Below are 22,153 nucleotides of genomic sequence, written 5' to 3'. Positions count from 1 at the left end.
TCGTTGTTCGTTGGTTGCTTATTCAAATGCTTTTGCTACGATCGCAGCTTGCTCCTGCGTGTGGTTTTTGGCGAAGCCGGTAGCAGGCGATGCAGCCGCCGGACGCGATACGGGGCGTAACCGCACCTCAGGCATTTCGCGCAGCAGGTAGGTGTAGTAACCCATGTTGAGGGGTTCTTCCTGTACCCACACCAGCTCGGCCTTCTTGTACTGAGCCAATACCGCGTCAATCTGCTTTTGCGGCAGCGGGTGCAGTTGCTCCAGCCGCACAATGGCGACGTCGGTACGACCTTCGGCCTGCTGTTTCTCCAGCAATTCGTAGTAAATCTTGCCGGTGCAGAGCAGCACGCGCTTCACCTTTTTCGGGTCGGCGTACGGGTCGCCCAGTACCTCCTGGAACCGCCCTTTGGTGAGGTCTTCCAGGGGTGAGATTACCTGCGGATGGCGCAGCAATGACTTTGGCGACATCACCACCAGCGGCTTACGGAACGGCCACGCCAGCTGACGGCGCAACATATGGAACAGGTTGGCGGGTGTAGTTACGTTACAAACCACCATGTTGTACTGAGCCGAGAGTTGGAGGTAACGCTCGGGCCGGGCGTTTGAGTGCTCGGGACCCTGCCCTTCGTAGCCGTGGGGCAACAGCATCACCACGCCGTTCTGAATACCCCATTTTGACTCACCAGCCGCAATAAACTGATCAATCATGGTTTGGGCACCGTTGGCAAAGTCACCAAACTGAGCCTCCCAGATCACCAGCGCGTGCGGAGTCGCCATAGCGTACCCGTACTCGAAGCCCAGTACCCCATACTCCGACAAGAGTGAGTTGTAAATCTGCATTTTGGCCGTGCCCTCACCCCCGATATGGTCGAGTGAGTAGTAGAGGCCGTTGTTTTCTGAGTCGTGCAGCACAGCATGACGGTGCGAGAACGTGCCCCGCTGTACGTCCTGCCCACTCAAACGAACCACTTTACCTTCGCTCAAAATTGAGCCGTAAGCGAGCAATTCGGCCGTACCCCAGTTTACCTGCTTCGACTCGGTCAGCATCTGCTTGCGGTCGCGCAGGAGTTTGTCAATCTGCTTCAGCGGCTTGAAGTTGTCGGGTACCGTGTACAGGGCCTGCCCTACGCGTTCGAGCGTTTCGAGCGAGACACCCGTTTCCGGCGACTGATCGAAGTCCTCGGGCTGTGACGTCCGCAGTTCGGCCCATTGCTGATCGAGCCGGAGTGGCTTGTACGGAATCTCGGCTTTCTGCTTCACGCGGTCGAGCCGCTCCTGCAACAATTTCTTGAACTCGGCGTCCATGTTGGCCGCCAGTTGCGCGTCTACCTCGCTCCGCTCTACCAACTGCTTGTTGTAGATGTCGCGGGGGTTGGCGTGCTTGTCGATCACGGCGTACATGGTCGGCTGCGTAAACTTCGGCTCGTCCGACTCATTGTGGCCGTACCGCCGGTAGCACACCATGTCGATAAACACGTCGCGCTTGAACATCTCGCGGAACTCAACAGCCAGTTTAGCGCAGAAGAACACCGCTTCGGGATCGTCGCCGTTGACGTGAAAAATCGGGGCGTCGATGATTTTGGCTACGTCGGAGCAATAAATCGACGAGCGGGCGTCATCAAAGTCGGTGGTAAAGCCCACCTGGTTATTGATCACAAAATGCACCGTACCGCCGGTTTGGTAGCCGGGTAGTTTGGCCATTTGCGTCACTTCATACACAATCCCCTGACCCGCTACGGCAGCATCGCCGTGAATCAGGATCGGCATGATCTTGGTGAAATCGCCTTTGTATTCTTCGTCGGCCTGCGCCCGCGTGAAGCCTTCTACTACCGGGTTTACGGCTTCGAGGTGCGACGGGTTGGGGGCCAGTTTCACGTTAATGCGCTTACCTGCGGGCGTTTCGGTCAGGCTGGCGTAGCCGAGGTGATACTTCACGTCGCCATCGCCATGAATACCGCTGGGCACGTTTCCTTCGAATCCGTCGAAAATACTTTCGTACGATTTACCCAGGATGTTAGCCAGCACATTGAGTCGGCCACGGTGCGCCATCCCGATCATTACCTCCTCAACGCCCATGTCGGCCGCCTTGTTGATAATGGCATCGAGGGCCGGAATAGTGGTTTCACCTCCTTCGAGCGAAAACCGTTTCTGACCCAGAAATTTGGTGTGCAGGAAGTTTTCGAAAACAGTGGCTTCGTTGAGCTTTTCCAGAATCCGGGTTTTCTCCTGAATAGTCGGATCAAACACCAGCGCTTCTTTCTCAATTTTGTTGCGCAGCCAGTTTTTTACGTCGATCTCGCGGATGTACATGTACTCGAAGCCGATCCGGCCCGCGTAGATTTTCTCCAGCGAGGCCATAATATCACGCAGGGTAGCGGGGCCAATGCCCAGCAGGTTGCCTGCTTCGAATACGGTATCGAGGTCTGCGTCTGAGAGGGCGTAGTCCGAGAGTTCGAGCCGGGGGTTGCGATCTTTGCGCGACCGAATGGGGTTTGTCTGGGCCAGCAGGTGCCCCCGGGAGCGGTAGGCTTTGATCAGGCTGGCAACCGATACTTCTTTTTCACTGTGCCGGGCATCAACGGGGGTCTTGGTCTGACCGTTGGTAGCTACCGGCGTAGTTTCCTTGTTTCGATTGGCGGCTTTTCCGCCATTTTCGCCATAGGTGAGCGAAAAATCAAAGCCTTCAAAGAACTTCTGCCAGCTTGCGTCAACCGAATTAGGATCTTGTTTGTACGCCTGGTACAACTGGTCAACGTAGGCTGCGTCTGAGTTGGCTATATACGAATAGTTATCCATGAATGCGACGCTTCTGTATTTAAGGGGCAAAGGTACAGCTTACGCCCGAAAGTAGGCCGCAAAATTTGGATTTTATAGATTTCTTCGCTAAGCAAACTAACGGGTCTATCTATCCAACAAAAACTGTTCACAATTGGTTACGGTATCTACTCTTCCTTAAATGCGTGACAATTAAGCCTTTTTTAATTAAATTCATGATCACTGTATGCACCATGCGGTGGTTGTAATCGTTTTTTATGCAGGCACATCAACCGTGAATCTCACGAGCTTTATCAACGTACTTCTCTCGTATGACATGTAAACCAATGCGCTGGCGTCCGGCTCTGTTGTCGGTAGCCCTCGGGGCGGCTCTTCTGAGCGCCTGTAAAGAACCACAGGTCGAGCTTAAGTCGCCTACTACCACCACGACCACTCCAACCAGTACCACGGGCGCTTTGACCGACCGGGAGGTAAATAACTGGGTGCTCGATTCGATGCGGATCTATTATTATTGGAACAACCGGATTCCGGCCACTCCGAATTTAAATCAGGACCCGGCGAGATTTTTTGAGTCGATTGTGTATCGCTGGGATCGTACGCTCCGACCCGATGGCGACCGATTCTCCTGGATTCAGCAAAGTGTTGATGAGTTGAAGAACTCATTACAGGGTATTGTAAGAGCAACCGGTATGGAGTTTCAGCTCTACCGGTGGCCGTCAGGCACCAACAATGTGATTGGACAGGTGCTCTATGTACAACCAAACTCGCCCGCCGTCCGGGCGGGTGTAAAGCGGGGCGATATTTTTACGGGCGTTAATGGGCAGACACTGACGATAAGCAACTATCAGGCGTTGCTGTTTAACGATGCTACGAGTCAGGCATTTACGTTTGCGACTATTGCCAGCAACAATACCACCACCAATCCGCAAACCCGCACGATTGACCAGGTGCAGCTTGTAACCGACCCCGTATACAAAGACAGCGTGTACACCATTGGCAGCCGCAAGATCGGCTACTTCGTGTACAACCAGTTCATTACCGGCCCCAACGGCCCCTCCGATGCCTCGTACGACACCAAAGTCGACAATGTATTTGCCAAATTCAAAGCGCAGGGCGTCAACGAGCTGGTGCTCGACTTGCGCTACAATCCGGGCGGTTATACCTCTTCGGCCCGCAACCTGGCGTCGTTGATTGGCAAAGGCATCAATACCAACGAGGTGTTTTACCGGCAGGAGTACAATGCCGAGCTGACGCGCGCTTTCGGGAGCACGCAGGTACGCTTCCTGAACAAACCGCAGAACATCGGGGCTAACCTAAACCGCGTGTTTGTGCTCACTACGAGCCGCACGGCATCGGCCAGCGAACTGATTATCAACGGCCTCAAACCGTTTATGACGGTTCAGGTGATTGGCGATACCACATCAGGCAAAAACGTAGCGTCGATCACGATTGAAGACAAGCGTAAGCCACGCCGAATCAACTGGGGTATGCAGCCGATCATTGCAAAGTCGTACAACAAACTGGGGCAGTCGGACTATACGGCTGGCTTTGCACCCGATCAGGTGGTGTTCGAGCCTCTGGTTCTGGCTCAGTTGGGCGACATTAACAATGAGCCCCTACTACGGGCGGCTGTGGCCCGAATTACCGGCAGTAGCCCGGGTGGTCGTATAGCCTCACCCGCAAAAACGCTATTCAGCATTGGCTCGTCGATTGACCGGAAAGCTGGTGGCAGCAATATGTTTATCGACAAGCTACCCAGCCAGTAGTGCAGGTTTCTGGTTTATCGTTTTTGGTTTCTGGCAACAATAAACCAAAAACAATGAACCAGAAACTCAACACAGAAAAGGCAACTCCGAGAACGGAGTTGCCTTTTCTGTGTTGAGGGAGCCGTTGCTACAAGTTTCGCCAGTCGCCCGAGGGGATCGGCACCAGTTTTGCCGTGGATTCGTTGTATATATACATCCAGCAGGTTAACCGTTGCTCGCCCACCCAAACGGACCGTTGCCGCCGAATGTACAGACCGATTCCGTCGGGGGCCACGTCTTCGTACTCGTCCAGAAACGAAAGGGTGTCTGTCGGGTTATGTAGTTGGTACACCTCACCCCAGATTTGGGTTTGGGCTGCCGGATCGGGAACTGCGCCCGGAAACCACGACACCCGAAACAGCCGACCTGGCAGGTGGCCTTGGCCCACCCATTGGCTCTGTTCGTGCAACCGCCGGGCGTACGGGTTATCGAAACCCTGCATCAGGGTCCCGTACACGAATACGTACTCGGGAGTGGGCGGCTGATACGGGTTTTGCATAAGGGTTTTAGTTTTGTAGTAAATTTAAGCATCAACAACCTGACGGTATGTACGAGAAAAATATAGGAACCAAACAAAAGGCGTTACGAATCAACCTCGACCGTAAGATTTACGGCTCTTTCGCGGAGATCGGTGCAGGCCAGGAAACAGCGGCCATATTTTTCAAAGCGGGGGGGGCGTCGGGTACGATTGCCAAAACCATCTCGGCGTACGATATGACATTTAGCGACGCTATTTACGGCCCCGAAGCCAGCGGACGCTATGTGTGCGAGTCACGGTTGCTGAAGATGCTTAACCGCGAATACAACCTGCTCAACGTGCGTTTAGCCGATAAACGCGGCTCCGACACGACCTTCTTTGCGTTTGCCAATACCGTAGTTGCCCTCAACTACCAGAAGACCAATGAGAGTCACGGCTGGCTCGGCTGCCGGTTTCAGGTGAATCCACAGGCGGCTTACAACGACGTGATTGTGCACGTGCGGATGCTCGACAACGAAAACGTGTTGCAGCAGCAGGCCCTCGGTATTATTGGCACCAACCTGATTTACGGCTGTTTTTACTACCAGAAATCGCCCGAAACCCTGTTGCAGTCGCTCATGGACGATTTGACGCCCGAGCGTATTCAGATTGATATGGTACGATTCGACGGGCCCGACTTTGCCGACGTCGACAACCGACTCATGAGCTTGCGACTGGTTCGGAACGGATTTACCGACGCGGCCCTCTTCGGCCCCGACGGGCGGGTGCTGCAACCCTCCGAAGCGTTGTACAAGAAGAATATTCTGGTGATGCGCGGCCGACTGCGCCCGGTCACCAACGTACACGTCGACATGATCGAAAACGGCCTGAAGCAATTTAAGGAGGAACAGGACGTAGACCCCGGCAAAGTAGTGATGCTCTCGGAGCTGACCCTACAGAACCTGAAAGCGAGCGACGCGGGTATCGACGAGAAAGACTTTCTAGACCGGGTCGATATTTTGTGTTCGTTGGGGCAAACGGTAATGATTTCGAATTACCACGAGTACTACCGATTGGTGGCTTATCTGGCCCGGCTTACCCGGCTCAAGATTGGCCTGATCATGGGTATTCCGAACCTCGAATACATTTTCGACGAAGCGCACTACGAGTTCTTACCGGGTGGCATTCTGGAGTCGTTTGCCAACCTGTTCAGCCGGAAAGTGAAGCTCTTTATTTACCCCACTCTCCGGCCCGACGGCAGCATATACGGTTGCGAAGATTTCCACGTATCGGAACACCTGGCCCCGCTCTTTATGTATCTGACCCAAAACGATAAGATCGAGAGCATCACAGACTACAACGAAGAGAACCTGCATATCTCCACCGACCGGGTGCTTGAGCTTATTCAGAACGGCGAAGAAGGCTGGGAGGGATTTGTGCCTGAGAGCGTGGCCAAACGCATTAAGGAAAAACATCTGTTTGGTTACCCAAGCGAGGTACAGTACGTACCCATCGGCGAGCAGGTGCGCCAGCAGGCTGTGCAGGCGTAGGGGCCACAACTCAAACCCTAAACCAAAAACAATAAACTAAAAACCAAAATTCAATACCGTTCGGCCTGCGCTTTGAGCTGCCACGACAGGGCTACGATGAGTGCGCCCAGAATAATCGGGAAGATGCCGACCATGCCCAGCGAGTCTTCGAATCCACGCGGCCGCATCAGAATCGTAAAGGCAAGCCCACCCGACACCAGTACGTTGGCAAAGTGGATGTATTTGGCCGGATAGTTGGTTACGGTAGCGCCCCGTGCCGACATGAATACGTACATGGCCTGTACTGATTGCAGGAAGGCATAAATCATGGCCCAAAAGCCCAGCACATCCACAAACCCTTTGATGGTGCCGTTGGAGTACACAAACATGGCAATACCGAAGGCAATATCGGCCACTCCGTGCATGATTCCCCAGATGTTATTGCGGTCGGCGCGTTCGTTGGTGAAGGCAAAAATGAAACCCAGAATACCTGCTACAGCGGCCAAAACCCCAATAATCGAGGCCGATTGCGCCGAGTAGCTGGCCGAAAACACAAACATGAATACACCAATCAGCACATAAATAACGCCCCGCGCTGATAAGAGCCACCAACGTTGAGCTGAGCGTGTCGTTTCCATAGTCGTTGAGTTTTATCTAAAAAGTCTACCTAACCTCTACTGAAAATAACCTTATTTTGTTTGCGTAGCCAACGGTTAAGTTAGGTAGGCAACGAACCCGGCGACGCTTCGTTTTTGGGTGGGTGTACGTAAGCCATCAGGATGAGAGCGCACCTAACCAGAAACAAAAAACCTAAAACAATACCCCGACAAAAGGCCCTTATTAATCAACGAACTACTGTCAAACTATATGAAATTCGGAACCAAAGCCATACACGCAGGCGTGCACCCCGACCCCACGACGGGCGCCATCATGACGCCCATTTACCAGACATCAACCTACGTGCAGGAGTCGCCCGGCAAGCACAAAGGGTATGAGTACGCCCGTACCCAAAACCCCACCCGCGACGCTCTTCAGGCCAACCTGGCTGCCCTCGAAAATGGGCAACACGGCCTCTGCTTTGCCTCGGGTCTTGGCGCTACCGACGCCATTCTGAAGCTTTTCAAACCCGGCGACGAGATCATTGCCAGTAGCGACCTCTATGGCGGTACGTACCGGATCATGGTTCGGGTATTCAGCGAGTTTGGGTTGACATTCCGGTTTGTATCGCTCGACGATCCGGCGAACCTCGAAGCAGCTCTGACCGACAAAACCCGCATGGTCTGGATCGAGACACCCACCAACCCCCTGCTCCGCATTGTCGATATTGCGGCTATTGCCCAGATCACCAAAACCCGAAACATCCGGCTGGTAGTCGACAATACGTTTGCGTCACCCTACCTGCAAAATCCACTCGACCTCGGGGCCGATATTGTGGTGCATTCCGTCACCAAATACATTGGGGGGCACTCCGACACCGTGATGGGAGCCATTATCACCAACGACGACGAAACGGCCAACCAACTCCGGTTTATTCAGAACGCCTGCGGGGCGGTTCCGGGGCCTCAGGATTGTTTTCTGGCGTTGCGGGGCATCAAAACGCTCCATGTGCGCATGGAGCGGCACTGCCAGAATGCCCAGCGTGTAGCCGAATATTTACAGCAACATCCCAAAGTAAGTCAGGTGTATTACCCTGGCCTACCCGACCACCCTGGTCATGAACTAGCCAAACGGCAAATGCGGGGCTTTGGCGGGATGGTCTCGTTTGAACTCGTGGGCGACTCGCTGCCCGAGGCTGTTCGGGTGATGGAGAGTTTCGAGGTGTTTTCGCTGGGTGAATCGTTGGGGGGTGTTGAGTCGTTGTGTACGCACCCGGCCAGCATGACCCACGCGAGCATTCCGAAGGCCGAGCGGGAGGCCAATGGCCTGAAAGATACCCTGATTCGGCTTAGTGTAGGCATTGAAGATGCCGATGATCTTATTGCCGATCTTGAACGGGCTATCGGTTAAGCAAAAAGCGATTCTAACGAAAGTGGGCTGGAGCTATGCTGAACTGTTAATACTCGAATACGATCTTGGCTAACAAGCTGATAAACTATTCGGTATTGCTTGAATAGCAGCTCCCTCACTTTCGTAATGCCAATTTCGGGCACCATTCGACCCATTTCCGGGAAGTTTCTGAGCAACTCGACCTTCTCAAAAACCTTTTCTACAAAAGCATTAACTAGGGGCTTTGAGTGTTGAGCCAGATATTCAGCAATATTATCGATATTCTCAAAAACCTGATTCGACCACTCTATTGCAACCATTTTGCAAGCTTCCCTTTCAGCTCCTCTGTTGTATATGTTTCGCCACGCTCCCCCTGCATAATCCCATTTTCAATTTTTTGGACAAACAGCAAACGTTCAACGAGCTCATCGATAGAGAACTCGGTCGGAAAGTCCTTGATGCTATCTAACAATTTGTCTTTCGTCAACATAATCCGAATCATTTTAAGTAAAGATAACCGATTAGGCCTTAAGTGGCATCACCGCCCAACGTCAAAAAACCGGACATCGGCCCGGACAGATTCGAGCAGCTGCCGGGTTCGTTCGGGCCGGGCATCGGTGATAAACAACTGCCCAAACGTATCGTGCTCCATCAGGTCAATTAGCTTGCCAATGCGCCGGTCGTCGAGCTTGTCAAAAATATCATCGAGCAGTAAAATCGGCTTTACGCCTTTCTCAGCCAGTAACTGATCGAACTGCGCCATTTTCAGCGCAATCACAAAGGTCTTCTGCTGTCCCTGCGACCCAAACTTTTTGAGGGGTACGGCCATCCGAGGTACGGCTGACCGGGGTACGGCTCCCGATTCGGCCTCGGCCTCTCCGCTCCCAATCGTGAACAGGTAATCGTCTTTGTGGATGCCCATCGTCGTGCGTTGCAAGACCATGTCGCGCCGACGGCTGGACCGGAACTCATCCACAAAATCGGGTTTGCCCACCTCCGACTCATACACGATGCCGACGGTTTCGCGGTCGTCGCTCAGAAAAGCGTAATGCTGGCAAAACGACGGCAGAAATTCGTCCACAAACCGTCGGCGCCGGTCGTGAATACGGCCCGCTAACTGGAGCAGGGGCTCGTCGTAGGTATCCAGCAGATCATTATCTACCTGATTGCGCTCGGCCAGAATTTTCAGCAGGCTGTTTCGCTGCTTAAGCACCTGTTGGTAGGCCAGATAGTCGCGCAGATAATCGGCATCGAGCTGCGACAGTACCCCGTCGAAAAAGTGGCGCCGGTCTTCCGAGTGCTCCCGCACCAGATCGGTATCATTGGGGGCCATGAGCACCACCGGAAACCGGCCAATGTGCTCGCTGACGCGTTCGTACACTTTTTTGTCGGCCATGACCACTTTGCGTTGGCCTTTTTGCAGGCTGATCGTAATCTGCGTGTGCCGGGCCGATTGGAGCTCAGGATGAGAAACTGTGGACTCACCCAAAACGAACATCCCGTCGATGATAAAAAAATCAGCCTCGTGATTGATGTTGAGAATGTCCTGACTGTGGAACGCACTCTTGGTGAGCGACAGGAAGTAGACCGCGTCGAGCAGGTTGGTTTTACCACTGCCATTTGGCCCCACAATCACATTAACCTGCTGCCCAAACTGGAACCGAACATCTTCGTAGCTTTTAAATTGGGTCAGACTGAGTTTTTCTAAATACATCAAATGGGCTGATACGAACGTAAGTAAAGCGGAAAGGCGCCAACAACAGGACAATTTTAGAACAAATAGAGGCCTTGTGCCAATGACAATTCTGAATGACGAACGACTAAATCGTTTTATGCGTAATTTCGCGCCACTGTCCGGCTACCGTTCCCTGCTCTAAGGAAACAAAGTTACCGGAAGCACTGTTCCGAATTGACTGTGTCACATACTGTGTTTCTGGTATCAATTCTTTAAAGCAGTACGGCTCAAATCTGGCCCGACTGACCTACGAAATAACCACTATGGCAAGCGTCAAAGAAAAGAAGCAGGCTCCCGCCAAAACGCAGCATCCGAAGGAGCGCTACATGTATTGGTACGAGTCGATGCAGTTGCAGCGGAAATTTGAGGAGAAGGCCGGCCAACTCTACGGCCAGCAAAAAATCCGGGGCTTTTGCCACCTATATATCGGACAGGAAGCGTGTTCGTCGGGGGCTTACTCCGCCCTTACTAAAGACGACAAGTGGATCACGGCTTACCGTGACCACGGTATTCCACTCGCTCTTGGCTCCGATCCCAAGGCCGTCATGGCCGAGCTGTTTGCCAAGCAAACCGGCTCCTCGAAGGGGAAGGGCGGCTCTATGCACATCTTCGACAAGTCGGTCAACTTTATGGGTGGCCACGGCATTGTAGGCGCGCAGATTCCGCTCGGAGCGGGTATCGCCTTTGCCGAGAAGTACAACAAGACGCAGAACCTCTGCATCTGCTTCTTCGGCGACGGAGCTACCCGGCAGGGGGCCCTTCACGAGGCCTTCAACATGGCCATGACCTGGAAACTACCCGTAATTTTTGTGGTCGAAAACAACGGCTACGCCATGGGAACCTCAGTAGCCCGGACCTCAAACGTTACCGAACTGTACACCCTCGGCGAGGCCTACGACATGCCGTCGGAGCCCGTTGATGCGATGGACGTGGAGGCCGTTCATGAAGCTGTAAGCCGGGCCGCAGACCGCGCCCGCGCTGGCGAAGGCCCTACGTTCCTGGAGTTCCGTACGTACCGGTACCGCGGCCACTCGATGTCGGACCCGCAAAAGTACCGGACCAAAGAAGAAGTAGAGCAGTACAAGCAACGCGACCCGATTGAGCAGGTGAAAGCCCGGATTCTGGAGCTGGGCCTGGCTACCGAAGCCGACCTTGAGGCTATCGACAAGAAGATAAAAGCGCAGGTGGATGAGTCGGTGAAGTTTGCCGAAGAGTCGCCCTATCCACCGGCCGAAGAAGCGTTCAAAGACGTGTACATGCAGAAAGATTACCCCTATCTGATGGAGTAATCAGCCCCTGTAGCGTACCTGTGCAAGGGGTAGTGCCACCTAAAGAAACAGGCTCTGACAGGCCTCATCTTTCGATGGCATTACCCTTTGTTTGTTTCGATGCGTTACATTTTCTGCTAAAGATTTGACGCTATGCTTTTTCACATTGTCAAATCTTCCTAATTTTGCGATTCAAATTGCAAAAATATGAGCAAGAAGAACACGGCATTGGAGTTTCTGGAAGACCCGGACGCACTGGCGGGTCAGTTGGAGAGAGCCGAAGATTTCTTTGAAAAGAACCGTAACATCCTTTTTGGTGTCGTGGGCGGCATCGTACTGCTGATCGCTGGCTACTTCGGGTATCAATACTACCAGAGTACGCAGGACGAAACGGCACAGAACGAGCTGTTCCCCGCCGTTTACAAGCTGGAGGCCGACTCACTCAAGCAGGCTCTCAATGGCACAGGTGCTAATCCCGGTTTGCTTTCGGTTGCCGACAACTACGGTTCGACCAATGCCGGTAACCTGGCCGAGTTTTACGCGGGTCTGGCTCTGTTGAAGCAGGGCAAGAACGACGAAGCCATCGAGCACCTGAAGAGCTTTAGCTCGTCGGACCTGCTGGTGCAGGCGCGTGCCTATGCGCTCATCGGCGACGCGTACATGGAGAAGAAGAGCTTCGACGAAGCGGCCGACTACTACCAGAAAGCAGCCGACTACAAGCCTAACAAATTTTTCTCACCGGCTTATTTGACCAAGCTGGCCGTTGCTTACGAGCAGGCTAAGCAAAACGATAAGGCGATTGAGACGTATGACTCGATCATCGAGAAGTACCCAGAATCGGTTGATGCCATCAACGCGAAGAAATATAAATCCATGCTCGAAGCGATGGCCGGTGAGTCGTAAGCGTAGGTGAAGCATGTAAAACACACTACAAAAGGACGAAGCCGGTAAGCGGGTTCGTCCTTTTCTTGTTTTTGTCATTCCGACGTCAGGAGGCATCTAACTCTCCTAACGGGCAACTACAAGATTTCTCCTGACGTCGGACTACCTGAACAATGTCTTCTGCCAATAAAAACCTGAGTGTTTTCTCAATCGATAACCTTCCCGACATCAGCACGCGCCGGTTTGCCCTCGTGGTAGCCGAGTGGAACGAGGAAGTTACCGAAGCCCTGTTTGAGGGAGCGTACCAAACCCTGCTCAACCACGGCGCCCAGCCCGACCATATCATCCGGGCCAACGTGCCGGGCAGCTACGAGCTGACCACAGCCGCTAATTGGCTCGCTCAACGCGCCGACATCGATGCTGTAATTGCCATCGGCTGCGTAATTCAGGGCGAAACCAAGCACAATGATTACATCAACCATGCCGTAGCGCAGGGGCTCACCAACGTATCTCTGAAAACAAACAAGCCGGTTATTTTCGGTGTACTGACCCCCAACACCCAGCAGCAAGCCCTCGACCGGGCGGGCGGCATTCACGGCAACAAAGGCGACGAAGCAGCCATTACAGCAATCAAAATGATTGGACTTTTTCAAAGAGTGAATGAGTGAACGAGCGAACGGGTGAAGGGTTGAGCCTGAAATCAATCGTTCACTCTTCCGCTTTTTCGCTCATTTACTCTTTCACTCTTTCACTCTTTATTCATGCACGTCTGGAAATTTGGCGGAACCTCGGTCGGTAAGCCCGAGCGGATGCACTCAATTCGGAATCTGGTCACTGGCGACCCCAACCGTAAAATCATTGTGCTGTCGGCCTTGTCGGGTACGACCAACGCCCTGCTGTCTATCGCTGAGTCGCTCAAGAGCAATCAGGAAGAAGAAGCCATCGAAAAGGCCGAACACCTGAAAGCCCATTACGATTCGTTTGTACGGGAATTGTACAAAACGAGCGAGGGCCTGGCCAAAGGGCAGCAGATTATTGAGAACGAATTTTCCATGATTCGGTCGCTCATCCGGATCCGGCCGTTTACGCTCAAGCAGGAGAAGGAGCTTGTTGCCGAGGGCGAATTGCTCAGCACCCAGATGTTTGCGGCTTACCTCGACGAGCAGGGTGAAAGCGCCGTACTCCTGCCCGCCCTGGAGTTTATGCGCATCGACGCCGACGGCGAACCCGAACTGGACGTTATCGAGCAGAAGCTGCGCGATATTCTAAAGTCGCATCAGGACAAGCAATTGATTGTTACGCAGGGCTTTATCTGCCGTAACCCACGCGGAGAGGTCGACAACCTGAAGCGGGGTGGCTCAGACTACACCGCATCGCTCATTGGCGGTGCCGTACGTGCCGACGAGATTCAGATCTGGACCGATATCGACGGTATGCACAACAACGATCCCCGGATCGTGAAAAATACGTTCCCGATTCGGGAGCTGACCTTCGACGAAGCCGCTGAGCTGGCTTACTTCGGGGCCAAGATTCTGCACCCGTCGACCATTACACCTGCCAAAATGCGGGGCGTACCTGTTCGGCTGAAAAACACGATGGACCCCGAGGCACCCGGCACCCTTATTGCCGACAAAACCTCCGGCGATTCGGGCGCGGTATTCAAGGCAATTGCCGCCAAAGACAATATCACGGCGCTGTACATCCACTCGACCCGTATGCTCAACGCATATGGTTTCCTGCGTCGGATTTTCGACATTTTCGAGAAGTACAAGACCCCGGTCGATATGATCACGACCTCGGAAGTATCGGTGTCGGTAACGATCGATAACACGGAGAATCTTGCTGCGATTCAGGCTGAATTGAGCCAATTCTGCGAGCTCGAAGAGCCCGACTACGATCAAACTATCATCTGTATCGTGGGCAATTTCTCGGCCGACAACTCAGGTATCGCACTCCAGGTGCTGAAAGCTATGGAAGGCATCCCGATTCGCATGATTTCGTATGGCGGTACCGAGCACAATATCTCACTCTTGCTGCACGGCAAGCACAAAGCCGAAGCGCTCAATGCGCTGAACGCCGGATTGTTCAGCGTGTAGTTTTTCACTTATCGGAAGTCAGGAGAATGTTACAAATACCATTTATCCGCGAAAACAAAGAGGTTACCCTGGCTGCATTGCGCAAAAAGCACGTTGCCAATGCCGAGGCAACAGTAGAGCAGTTGCTGAGCCTTGATAGCCAACGCCGGGATACCCAAAAAGAACTCGACGACACGCTGGCCCGCTCCAACGCCATGGCGAAGGAGATTGGCGGACTCATGAAGGCAGGCAAGAAAGAAGAAGCCGAAGCCGCCAAAGCCGAAACGGCCAACCTGAAAGTACGGGCTAAGGAGCTGGGCGATACGCTCACCTCACTCGAAGAGCAGGTGTACACGCTGCTGGTCACCCTGCCCAACCTGCCCCACAGCAGCGTGCCGGAGGGTCGTACTGCCGATGACAACGAGGTGGTGCTCGAACACGGCGACAAGCCCCAGTTGCCCGAAGGTGCCAAGCCACACTGGGAACTGATTGGGCAGTTTGGCCCCAACGGTTCGGCCATAATTGACTTCGAACTGGGCAACAAAATCACGGGGGCCGGTTTTCCGGTGTACCGGGGCAAAGGCGCCCGGATTCAGCGCGCGCTGATCAATTTCTTTCTCCAGCAGGCCTCAGAAGCCGGTTATCTGGAGATTCAGCCCCCAATCGTGATCAACGAAGCATCGGGTTTTGGGACGGGACAGCTTCCCGACAAAGAAGGACAGATGTACTTCGCCACCGAAGATAAGCTGTACCTGATTCCGACGGCTGAGGTGCCCATCACGAACCTGTACCGCGACGTGATTGTGGCCGAAACCGACCTACCGATCAAAAATGCAGGCTACACCCCCTGTTTCCGGCGCGAAGCGGGGTCGTGGGGGGCACACGTGCGCGGCCTCAACCGGCTCCATCAATTCGATAAGGTAGAGATTGTGCGGGTCGAGAAGCCCGAAAATTCCTACGCGGCTCTCGAAGAAATGAGTCAGTATGTACAGGGTTTGTTGCAGGCGCTCGAACTGCCGTACCGGGTGCTGCGGCTCTGCGGGGGCGATATGGGCTTTGCCTCGGCCTTGACGTACGACATGGAAGTATGGTCGGCGGGACAGGGACGCTGGCTGGAAGTGAGTTCGGTTTCCAACTTCGAAACGTTTCAGGCCAACCGCCTGAAGCTTCGTTACAAAGAAGACCGGGCCGGTAAAACCCAGTTGCTACACACGCTCAACGGCTCGGCACTGGCGCTCCCGCGTATTCTGGCGGCTATTCTGGAAAACAATCAGTTTATCACCGATGAGGGTAAGCTGGCCATTCGCATTCCGAAAGTTCTGGTGCCTTACTGCGGTTTCGAGGTTCTGGAATAACAGTTGCTTCTTCACATAAAGAGGTCGGGTAAGTAGCATTTTGAGCTAATCACCCGACCTCTTGCGTTATCACGGTTGGGGCTTTGTCCCCAGAAGGTTACCCCATCAACAGTCGCAGGAGTAACTTTCATACCCCGGAAATTTGGGCGAAATCGCCCCCGCAATCCGCACGATCCGGTCGATAGGTACCGTTTCGCCTGTACCCAACTCAACCGTATCGGGATTTACTTTTTTAACCAGCGCATCAGTTTTGATAAACTCGCTCAGGTCGGTCATGTACTCGATCCGAACGAATTTGCCGGGTACAATACCCGCCCGAAACGCTTCAAACTGGCTGTCGGTGGAGGGTTGCGTGGTGTTCATGGTTGCTTTCTGTCTTTTTTCTGGATAACAAAAAAACAGGCCATTGTATTCGTTTTGGTTCTGACCGGCCCACTTGAGCCAGTGCATCCAGAAACAACGGACCACATTGACCGTGCCATTGGCGGAATGTCTGGTTACGGCCAAAATCATGATGCGGCAGGTACCGGATAAGTGCCGAAAAATCGAGCGAGTTAGCCGCGACCCCGGCCCCGGCCCGCTGCCCGTCGAGGGCATTGCAATGCTGCTCGTAGTGGTTCGGCTGAGGCATCATCAGCACGGGTTTGTTCAGATAAAACGCTTCGCAAACCGACTCAAACCCCGCCGTTGTAACCACCGCCCGGCACTGCCGCATAGCATCGATAAACCGGGGGCCGTCGATCCGGTGGCACGTCATCGTCTCGTCGATGATCTGGTCGGGCTCGGTAGTGGCCGGGTTGAAAAACCGTAGCGGCACTTCGGGGTGTTGCCGGTGCGCTTCGTACAACCGCGTAGCCAGCCCCGGCTGGGTCAGGTAAGCCAGCCAATAATTGTTCAGGCCCGGCTCCTGCTGCGTCACCTCCCGGCGCAGCAAGGGCGGCACCACACGCAACCGCCGGGCCGGTACATGAGGCAGTGCATCGAACGAAAGCGCCAGCCGGGTCACCGCACCGATCGACGTTAGCCACGAATTGAACAGAAACGCCAGCCGGGATGGCCATTTACCCGCCGGAAACACAAACTGCGGATGAAACGCCAGATACTGATGCGCCACACACACCATGGGTACCCTGGGCCGATAGCGGGCATACGTGAGCCCGCCCAGAGGCTCGTAAAAATTAACCACCAAATCGGGCTTATAGCGGACAATAGCGTCATGGATCTGCCGGGTGCTTTGCCGTAACGACCGCAGTTGACCCACGGTGGCAAGCATCGTTTTGAGCATAAGCAGTTCATTGGTCCGGGAGCTGTACACCAACGCCGGGCTGGTTACGGCTTCGATAGAGGCTCCAAATGATTCGGTAAAAAATGGCGGAACCGGCCGCCCCTCGGCCACACCCACCAGGGCCGCTACGACCGTGTGCCCGGCCTCCTGCACAATCTGCGACAGGGCAATTGCCTGCGTCAAATGCCCACGCCCCTCGCCCTGTACCAAAAATAGCAGACGCATGCTCTTAGCTGTTTGGTTGGATTAGCGAATCGGGTGCCTGCCCGGCGGCTACCGGGACCGGAGCAGTCAGCGGCTTTTTCGTAATGATCCGCTCATCGTCATCATCAGCTTCCAGGTCGGCGGTGTAGTAGAGTAAACTCCAGTGCCCATCATAGTCTTCAACCAGCGCACTCAGCGACTCCACCCAATCGCCGGAGTTCATGTACAGGATACCGTCGTAATCGCGAATAGCCGGATGGTGAATATGCCCGCAGATAATGCCGTCGCAACCGCGGGCGCGGGCCAGCTCGGTCAGTTTGACTTCAAAATCAGAAATGTAGCTTACCGCCTGCTTGATGTGCCGCTTCACCTGCTGCGAAAGCGAGTAGTAAGGCAGTCCGCGCCAGGCCCGGTACTGGTTGTACAGTTTGTTGCACCAGAGCAGAAAGGTATAACCCAGGTCGCCGAGATACGCCAGCCACTTCATCTGCGATGTGATCGAATCAAACACATCGCCGTGGGTCACGTAGAGTTTGCGGGTACCCGACTGCAGCACGTAATCGCGCCGGATCGAGAAGTTTTTGCCTACTTTCAGAGGCATAATCTGGTCCAGAAAATCGTCGTGGTTACCCCGCAGATAAACTACCTTTGTGTCGTGCCGGATAATGAGTTTCATCACCGTCCGGAAAAAAGCGGTGTGTTTCTTTTTCCAGGCCCCGTACTGCTTAAGCTGCCAGCCGTCGATAATGTCGCCGTTGAGAATTAATTTCTGGCAGGAGTAGTTTTTCAGAAACTCGGTTGCTTCGCGGGCTTTGGAGCCAGCCGTACCCAAATGAATGTCGGACAAGACAATTGTACGGAAGTGCCGCTTCGTTTTCATGCACGAAACTATCGTTCGCCCATGACGTAATGTTTACGGAGCCATTACGAAACCGTTACGATTTAACGTCCTTATTTACAATCTGTTCATGCGCACGCCTACCTGAAAACCCGCGAACCAGAGTAGGTCGCTTTGGAGTTATTACCTCTATGGAAAATCCAGTTCTCATTTTTGGGGCCGGTAGCCTCGGCCAAACCGCCCTCGATATTTTTCAGCGCAACGGCGTCGTTGTGTACGGTCTTTTAGACGACAACAAAGACCTGCACGGGAAAGAATTCGGCGAAATATCGGTGTTGGGCGAAACCGACGATGACGGCTTCCTGAAGCTCATTGGCCAGAAATGCGAGGCTTGTGTGGCTATTGCCGACGCCCGCGTGCGGAAACGGCTCGTTAAGATGCTCAACGAACGCCGGAAGGTACAGCCCGTCAACGCCGTTCACGACACGGCCATTATTGCTCAGTCGGCGGGCATTGGGCACGGTAACCTCATCGGGGCACGGGTCGTTATTAACCCAGCCGCCGAGGTGGGGCAGCATTGCGTGATTCAGTCGGGAGCGATTATCGATGCGGGGGCTAAAGTCGGCGACTTTGTCCATATCGGTCCGGGGGCCATTGTCAACAGTAACGTCACGATTGAGCCTGAAGCGTTCATCGGAACAGGCGTCACCATAGTGGCTGGCATCACTGTAGGAAAAGGTGCCCGCATCGGGGCCGGGTCGGTGGTGGTGGAAAACGTAGCCGCTGGCGCTACGGTGTTTGGCAACCCAGCCCAGAAAATATAGTGGCAGCAGGCAGTAGCAGTAAGCAGATCTTGTGTATCAGCCACTGCTTACTGCTACTGCCTACTGCTGCTTACTTTTACTCGACGTATAATTCTTCGTTGGCCAGGAAATCCTGATACGTCACTTCCAGGCCCTGACGCAGATCGGTAGTGTGTTTCCACCCGAGGGAATGCAACCGCGATACGTCCATCAACTTACGGGGTGTACCATCGGGCTTATCGGTGTTCCAGCGGAGCTCGCCTTCATAACCTACTACCTCCTGCACCATTTCGGCCAGTTCGCGGATAGTCACATCTTCGCCCGTACCGATGTTCACAAACAGCTCTTCGTTGTAGTTGTTCATCAGAAACACACACGCATCGGCCAGATCGTCGGCGTGCAGAAACTCCCGACGGGGTGAGCCTGTTCCCCACACCTCAACAGTAGGCAGGTTGTTGATCTTGGCATCGTGAAACTTACGAATCAGGGCCGGTAACACGTGCGAGCCCTGCAGGTCGTAGTTATCATTGGGACCGTACAGGTTGGTTGGCATGGCCGAAATAAAATTGGCCCCGTACTGACTGCGATACGCTTCGCAAAGCTTAATGCCCGCAATTTTGGCAATGGCATACGGCTCGTTGGTAGGCTCCAGCAAGCCCGTCAGCAACGACTCCTCGCGGAGAGGTTGCGGGGCCATTTTAGGATAAATGCACGACGACCCCAGAAACAGCAGCTTGGTTACCTTGTTCTGGTACGCACTATGAATGATGTTCGACTCGATCATCAGGTTGTCGTACAGGAATTCGGCACGGTATGTGTTGTTGGCCAGAATACCGCCTACCTTGGCCGCAGCCAGAAACACATACGCCGGTTTTTCGGTCGCAAAAAATTCCGCTACGGCCGCCTGATTGCGCAGATCAAGCTCCGACGAGGTGCGGGTAATGATATTTTCGTAGCCTTTGGCCTGAAGATTCCGAACAATGGCCGACCCCACCATACCCCGGTGACCGGCTACGTAAATCGTTGCTTGCTGCTCCATGTTTTGGAGTGATGCGTTATAAATGATGAACGATGAGCACCTTCCGTGAGTATCAGCTACTCATCGTTCATCGCTTATCACTCATCACTGTTTTGTATCTTTGAAATAAAACGTGTTTGAATCACGTTGCAAAGTTAAGAAAGTTCTGGCCTTTACCTGCTCTACCAGGTAGCTTGTCATATGTTTACTGTTCGATTTTTAGCTATACTGATTACTGTCTGTCTAATAGGCCTCTTGCATACCGGTACGCTTGCTCAAAGCCGCACATCGACGCCCTCAGCCCTGACCACGGCAGGAGGGCCGCCCGTGAAAGCAAAAAAGCAAAGCTCGGTGCTGTCGAAGGTACCACTACCTGCAGCGGCCTCATCGGTCAGCTCGTTGGTCACTGACTCTACGGGCAGGCTCGCGGCTCCGTCCATGAACGAGCTTATGTCGGAAACCATGCCCGACCTCGGCCTGAAGGTTAAGCAACTCAAAAAGCGAAAAGACGAATTTAAGGAAGCGTTGCGCGAGGCCAAAAAGAAGCGCATGGCCCGCACCGAATACGAAGGAATTCCGATTGTACGGATCACCAATAAATTCGGCTCCGGCGACCGCACCGTAGTCGAGGAGTTTTACGTACTCAAACAGTACCAGAAACCAGCCGCCTACCTCCGCGATTTTTACTGGTTCGACCAGAAGGGCAACCGGGTTACCAATGCCGTACCGCGCGACCGTGAGCAGGCCGAAATTCAGATTCTGCACGGACCCTACAAACGTTTCGACAACGGGAACCTCACCGACGAAGGCTTTTATTATGTGGGTGCCAAAGATGGCCGCTGGGAAAAGTATGACCGCAACTTTATGCTGGTCGACAAGGTGCGCTGGCACCGGGGTTTCCCGGCCGAAGCCCGGATTACGTACTACGACTCGGCCCACACGCGGGTGAAAGAGGTAATACCCATTGAGTTTGGTAAGATAAAAGGTACGTACATGGCCTTCCACGAAAACGGCCGCTTAGCCGAAGAGGGCCGCTACGACAATGGCGTGAAAATAGGCCGCTGGACCGAATACTACCCCAATACTACCCGGCAGTTTCGGCGCAAACTGACCCAACACGCCCGCGATCAGTGGGATACCAGCTTTGAGCCCTACGTAATTAGTGAATGGGACGAAAAAGGCAAGATGACCTACGAACGCCCGAAAGAGAATACGGTAGTCGAGGAGGCAGACGATAATTAGCCGTTTACAGTCTGGGAAGCCACAAACCCATTGCCGCTCCTATAATCCCGATAACCATTAAGACCGTACAAAAAGCAATTAGGGTACCAACAGCAAGGCTCAGGGCTTTTACCTGTTTGCGCTGCGCATAGAGGTACAATTCTAGAACAATCAGTGGCAGGGGAACGGCATAGCTAAACAACGACAATATCGTAAGGAATGGACCGGTAAATGTTTTGGGGTCAAAACCTACCGGACCTCCATTGAGCACAAGCCAGCAGAGCAACCCAATCCGAAAAAACCACACTCCGTTGGCCACCATAAAAAGCCGCAATGCCCAAATCCGATGCATGGACAATTGACGCTTACGGGCACTGCGGATACAGAACAGTGCAAATAGCACAATATAAATGGCCTGGATGCTGTTGCTCAGATGCATAAAAGTGTCGCCGACAGCTCCCCGTGTCCAGATCATCCATACGCCTGCAGTACTGACTACCATTGCCGTGACGACATACGTTCGGCCGAGCCAACGGTGAAAATTGCAGAAGCGATTACGGACCTGCGGCATCAACTGTAATGGCCCTCCGAGCACCATAACAGCCGCTAACAGTACATGAGTACCGATGGCTACATTACCTTTCCAGTCACCCGGCACGTAGCCTCTCGGAAGCGCCTTGTTCCACTGTTCAAAATTGCCCATTATGGTCGATTTTCCGTAGAAAAGCACAATGTACAGGCCAAATAACCACTGGCCGGCAGTTGCCACCACAAACCAAATAGTCCCGGTCAGATTCAGAATTTTATTCGGATTAGGAGTAACGGTTTCGCTCAGCCGAGGTGTATCAGTTGTCATAGTAACAGGGTTATTATGTTTCTTCAAACCTACAACCCTCTTGTTGACAGCTTTTTGGACA

Annotated in this window: 22 protein-coding genes; 10 read left to right on the top strand and 12 right to left on the bottom strand. The window is 53.6% G+C overall.

Translation table 11 applies throughout. The features are described 5' to 3' along the window. Window positions 1-18: 18 nt before the first annotated feature. Entirely contained in the window at window positions 19-2,796 is a 2,778-nt protein-coding gene (locus RUDLU_RS0114955; RefSeq protein WP_019989208.1) for a 2-oxoglutarate dehydrogenase E1 component, read from the bottom strand. Between the two features lie 290 nt (window positions 2,797-3,086). Between RUDLU_RS0114955 and RUDLU_RS0114950 the strand changes: the two genes are divergently transcribed. Then, complete coding sequence (locus RUDLU_RS0114950; protein ID WP_027303084.1) at window positions 3,087-4,541, top strand: S41 family peptidase; 1,455 nt, start codon at window positions 3,087-3,089, stop codon at window positions 4,539-4,541. A 127-nt stretch (window positions 4,542-4,668) separates the two neighbouring features. Here the strand turns inward: RUDLU_RS0114950 and RUDLU_RS0114945 are convergent, their stop codons facing one another. Beyond that, the gene (locus tag RUDLU_RS0114945) at window positions 4,669-5,079 is read right to left on the bottom strand and encodes a gamma-glutamylcyclotransferase family protein (RefSeq protein WP_019989206.1); all 411 of its coding nucleotides are present in this window, start codon (window positions 5,077-5,079) and stop codon (window positions 4,669-4,671) included. Window positions 5,080-5,126: 47 nt separating this feature from the next. Here RUDLU_RS0114945 and RUDLU_RS0114940 point away from each other — a divergent pair, with 47 nt between their 5' ends. Then, window positions 5,127-6,587 (top strand): hypothetical protein, encoded by a 1,461-nt coding sequence (locus RUDLU_RS0114940; RefSeq protein ID WP_019989205.1) that lies wholly within the window; start codon window positions 5,127-5,129, stop codon window positions 6,585-6,587. A gap of 50 nt (window positions 6,588-6,637) precedes the next feature. Here the strand turns inward: RUDLU_RS0114940 and RUDLU_RS0114935 are convergent, their stop codons facing one another. Continuing rightward, a complete protein-coding gene (locus tag RUDLU_RS0114935; RefSeq protein ID WP_019989204.1) occupies window positions 6,638-7,204 on the bottom strand; it encodes a DUF308 domain-containing protein in 567 nt (188 codons plus the stop codon). A gap of 229 nt (window positions 7,205-7,433) precedes the next feature. Between RUDLU_RS0114935 and RUDLU_RS0114930 the strand changes: the two genes are divergently transcribed. Next, window positions 7,434-8,573 carry a cystathionine gamma-synthase gene (locus tag RUDLU_RS0114930; RefSeq protein ID WP_019989203.1) on the top strand — a complete coding sequence of 380 codons (1,140 nt, stop codon included), beginning with the start codon at window positions 7,434-7,436 and terminating at the stop codon, window positions 8,571-8,573. On the opposite strand, the gene RUDLU_RS30615 is transcribed toward RUDLU_RS0114930, so the two are convergent. From RUDLU_RS30615 to recF, 3 genes are read right to left on the bottom strand one after another with little or no spacing between them, the layout of a single operon-like run. Then, window positions 8,570-8,872 (bottom strand): type II toxin-antitoxin system RelE/ParE family toxin, encoded by a 303-nt coding sequence (locus tag RUDLU_RS30615; RefSeq protein ID WP_019989202.1) that lies wholly within the window; start codon window positions 8,870-8,872, stop codon window positions 8,570-8,572. The genes RUDLU_RS0114930 and RUDLU_RS30615 overlap by 4 nt on opposite strands. After that, a complete protein-coding gene (locus tag RUDLU_RS0114920) occupies window positions 8,860-9,042 on the bottom strand; it encodes a hypothetical protein (protein WP_027303082.1) in 183 nt (60 codons plus the stop codon). The genes RUDLU_RS30615 and RUDLU_RS0114920 overlap by 13 nt, the downstream gene beginning before the upstream one ends. A 48-nt stretch (window positions 9,043-9,090) precedes the next feature. Continuing rightward, window positions 9,091-10,266 carry a DNA replication/repair protein RecF gene (gene recF, locus RUDLU_RS0114915; RefSeq protein ID WP_019989200.1) on the bottom strand — a complete coding sequence of 392 codons (1,176 nt, stop codon included), beginning with the start codon at window positions 10,264-10,266 and terminating at the stop codon, window positions 9,091-9,093. A gap of 284 nt (window positions 10,267-10,550) precedes the next feature. On the opposite strand from recF, the gene pdhA reads away from it, so the two are divergent. From pdhA to serS, 5 genes are all read left to right on the top strand, one after another. Continuing rightward, window positions 10,551-11,576 carry a pyruvate dehydrogenase (acetyl-transferring) E1 component subunit alpha gene (pdhA, locus tag RUDLU_RS0114910; protein ID WP_019989199.1) on the top strand — a complete coding sequence of 342 codons (1,026 nt, stop codon included), beginning with the start codon at window positions 10,551-10,553 and terminating at the stop codon, window positions 11,574-11,576. A 186-nt stretch (window positions 11,577-11,762) separates the two neighbouring features. Further along, window positions 11,763-12,458 carry a tetratricopeptide repeat protein gene (locus RUDLU_RS0114905; RefSeq protein ID WP_019989198.1) on the top strand — a complete coding sequence of 232 codons (696 nt, stop codon included), beginning with the start codon at window positions 11,763-11,765 and terminating at the stop codon, window positions 12,456-12,458. Between the two features lie 152 nt (window positions 12,459-12,610). After that, window positions 12,611-13,105 (top strand): 6,7-dimethyl-8-ribityllumazine synthase, encoded by a 495-nt coding sequence (gene ribH, locus RUDLU_RS0114900; RefSeq protein ID WP_019989197.1) that lies wholly within the window; start codon window positions 12,611-12,613, stop codon window positions 13,103-13,105. 93 nt (window positions 13,106-13,198) lie between these two features. Further along, complete coding sequence (locus RUDLU_RS0114895; protein ID WP_019989196.1) at window positions 13,199-14,533, top strand: aspartate kinase; 1,335 nt, start codon at window positions 13,199-13,201, stop codon at window positions 14,531-14,533. A 26-nt stretch (window positions 14,534-14,559) separates the two neighbouring features. After that, the gene (serS, locus tag RUDLU_RS0114890; RefSeq protein ID WP_019989195.1) at window positions 14,560-15,867 is read left to right on the top strand and encodes a serine--tRNA ligase; all 1,308 of its coding nucleotides are present in this window, start codon (window positions 14,560-14,562) and stop codon (window positions 15,865-15,867) included. A gap of 105 nt (window positions 15,868-15,972) precedes the next feature. Here serS and RUDLU_RS0114885 read toward each other — a convergent pair whose 3' ends face one another. From RUDLU_RS0114885 to RUDLU_RS0114875, 3 genes are read right to left on the bottom strand one after another with little or no spacing between them, the layout of a single operon-like run. Continuing rightward, on the bottom strand, window positions 15,973-16,230 hold the full coding sequence (locus tag RUDLU_RS0114885) for a hypothetical protein (protein ID WP_019989194.1): 258 nt from the start codon (window positions 16,228-16,230) through the stop codon (window positions 15,973-15,975). Then, window positions 16,193-17,377, bottom strand: coding sequence for a glycosyltransferase family protein (locus tag RUDLU_RS0114880; RefSeq protein ID WP_019989193.1), 1,185 nt, complete (start codon window positions 17,375-17,377; stop codon window positions 16,193-16,195). The genes RUDLU_RS0114885 and RUDLU_RS0114880 overlap by 38 nt, the downstream gene beginning before the upstream one ends. Window positions 17,378-17,381: 4 nt before the next feature. Beyond that, window positions 17,382-18,236: a UDP-2,3-diacylglucosamine diphosphatase gene (locus RUDLU_RS0114875; protein ID WP_019989192.1), complete on the bottom strand. Its 855-nt coding sequence runs from the start codon at window positions 18,234-18,236 to the stop codon at window positions 17,382-17,384. Window positions 18,237-18,385: 149 nt separating this feature from the next. Here RUDLU_RS0114875 and RUDLU_RS0114870 point away from each other — a divergent pair, with 149 nt between their 5' ends. After that, window positions 18,386-19,018 (top strand): acetyltransferase, encoded by a 633-nt coding sequence (locus RUDLU_RS0114870; protein ID WP_019989191.1) that lies wholly within the window; start codon window positions 18,386-18,388, stop codon window positions 19,016-19,018. Between the two features lie 76 nt (window positions 19,019-19,094). On the opposite strand, the gene fcl is transcribed toward RUDLU_RS0114870, so the two are convergent. Beyond that, window positions 19,095-20,036, bottom strand: coding sequence for a GDP-L-fucose synthase (gene fcl, locus RUDLU_RS0114865; RefSeq protein WP_019989190.1), 942 nt, complete (start codon window positions 20,034-20,036; stop codon window positions 19,095-19,097). Window positions 20,037-20,290: 254 nt separating this feature from the next. Further along, window positions 20,291-20,479 (bottom strand): hypothetical protein, encoded by a 189-nt coding sequence (locus tag RUDLU_RS28785; protein ID WP_019989189.1) that lies wholly within the window; start codon window positions 20,477-20,479, stop codon window positions 20,291-20,293. On the opposite strand from RUDLU_RS28785, the gene RUDLU_RS27485 reads away from it, so the two are divergent. Next, the gene (locus RUDLU_RS27485; protein ID WP_019989188.1) at window positions 20,478-21,257 is read left to right on the top strand and encodes a toxin-antitoxin system YwqK family antitoxin; all 780 of its coding nucleotides are present in this window, start codon (window positions 20,478-20,480) and stop codon (window positions 21,255-21,257) included. The genes RUDLU_RS28785 and RUDLU_RS27485 overlap by 2 nt on opposite strands. A 4-nt stretch (window positions 21,258-21,261) precedes the next feature. On the opposite strand, the gene RUDLU_RS0114850 is transcribed toward RUDLU_RS27485, so the two are convergent. Then, complete coding sequence (locus tag RUDLU_RS0114850) at window positions 21,262-22,092, bottom strand: DUF2306 domain-containing protein (protein WP_019989187.1); 831 nt, start codon at window positions 22,090-22,092, stop codon at window positions 21,262-21,264. Window positions 22,093-22,153 lie beyond the last annotated feature (61 nt).

The sequence above is a fragment of the Rudanella lutea DSM 19387 genome, assembly GCF_000383955.1.
GTDB classification, from domain to species: Bacteria; Bacteroidota; Bacteroidia; order Cytophagales; family Spirosomataceae; genus Rudanella; species Rudanella lutea.
Note: the sequence above shows the minus strand (reverse complement) of the source record. Positions and strands in the feature narration are given on the sequence as shown.

Coding starts and splice junctions, on each gene's coding strand:
- RUDLU_RS0114955 (WP_019989208.1), bottom strand. CDS start 2,796: ATGGATAACTATTCGTATATAGCCAACTCAGACGCAGCCTACGTTGAC.
- RUDLU_RS0114950 (WP_027303084.1), top strand. CDS start 3,087: ATGACATGTAAACCAATGCGCTGGCGTCCGGCTCTGTTGTCGGTAGCC.
- RUDLU_RS0114945 (WP_019989206.1), bottom strand. CDS start 5,079: ATGCAAAACCCGTATCAGCCGCCCACTCCCGAGTACGTATTCGTGTAC.
- RUDLU_RS0114940 (WP_019989205.1), top strand. CDS start 5,127: ATGTACGAGAAAAATATAGGAACCAAACAAAAGGCGTTACGAATCAAC.
- RUDLU_RS0114935 (WP_019989204.1), bottom strand. CDS start 7,204: ATGGAAACGACACGCTCAGCTCAACGTTGGTGGCTCTTATCAGCGCGG.
- RUDLU_RS0114930 (WP_019989203.1), top strand. CDS start 7,434: ATGAAATTCGGAACCAAAGCCATACACGCAGGCGTGCACCCCGACCCC.
- RUDLU_RS30615 (WP_019989202.1), bottom strand. CDS start 8,872: ATGGTTGCAATAGAGTGGTCGAATCAGGTTTTTGAGAATATCGATAAT.
- RUDLU_RS0114920 (WP_027303082.1), bottom strand. CDS start 9,042: ATGTTGACGAAAGACAAATTGTTAGATAGCATCAAGGACTTTCCGACC.
- recF (WP_019989200.1), bottom strand. CDS start 10,266: ATGTATTTAGAAAAACTCAGTCTGACCCAATTTAAAAGCTACGAAGAT.
- pdhA (WP_019989199.1), top strand. CDS start 10,551: ATGGCAAGCGTCAAAGAAAAGAAGCAGGCTCCCGCCAAAACGCAGCAT.
- RUDLU_RS0114905 (WP_019989198.1), top strand. CDS start 11,763: ATGAGCAAGAAGAACACGGCATTGGAGTTTCTGGAAGACCCGGACGCA.
- ribH (WP_019989197.1), top strand. CDS start 12,611: ATGTCTTCTGCCAATAAAAACCTGAGTGTTTTCTCAATCGATAACCTT.
- RUDLU_RS0114895 (WP_019989196.1), top strand. CDS start 13,199: ATGCACGTCTGGAAATTTGGCGGAACCTCGGTCGGTAAGCCCGAGCGG.
- serS (WP_019989195.1), top strand. CDS start 14,560: ATGTTACAAATACCATTTATCCGCGAAAACAAAGAGGTTACCCTGGCT.
- RUDLU_RS0114885 (WP_019989194.1), bottom strand. CDS start 16,230: ATGAACACCACGCAACCCTCCACCGACAGCCAGTTTGAAGCGTTTCGG.
- RUDLU_RS0114880 (WP_019989193.1), bottom strand. CDS start 17,377: ATGCGTCTGCTATTTTTGGTACAGGGCGAGGGGCGTGGGCATTTGACG.
- RUDLU_RS0114875 (WP_019989192.1), bottom strand. CDS start 18,236: ATGAAAACGAAGCGGCACTTCCGTACAATTGTCTTGTCCGACATTCAT.
- RUDLU_RS0114870 (WP_019989191.1), top strand. CDS start 18,386: ATGGAAAATCCAGTTCTCATTTTTGGGGCCGGTAGCCTCGGCCAAACC.
- fcl (WP_019989190.1), bottom strand. CDS start 20,036: ATGGAGCAGCAAGCAACGATTTACGTAGCCGGTCACCGGGGTATGGTG.
- RUDLU_RS27485 (WP_019989188.1), top strand. CDS start 20,478: ATGCCCGACCTCGGCCTGAAGGTTAAGCAACTCAAAAAGCGAAAAGAC.
- RUDLU_RS28785 (WP_019989189.1), bottom strand. CDS start 20,479: ATGGTTTCCGACATAAGCTCGTTCATGGACGGAGCCGCGAGCCTGCCC.
- RUDLU_RS0114850 (WP_019989187.1), bottom strand. CDS start 22,092: ATGACAACTGATACACCTCGGCTGAGCGAAACCGTTACTCCTAATCCG.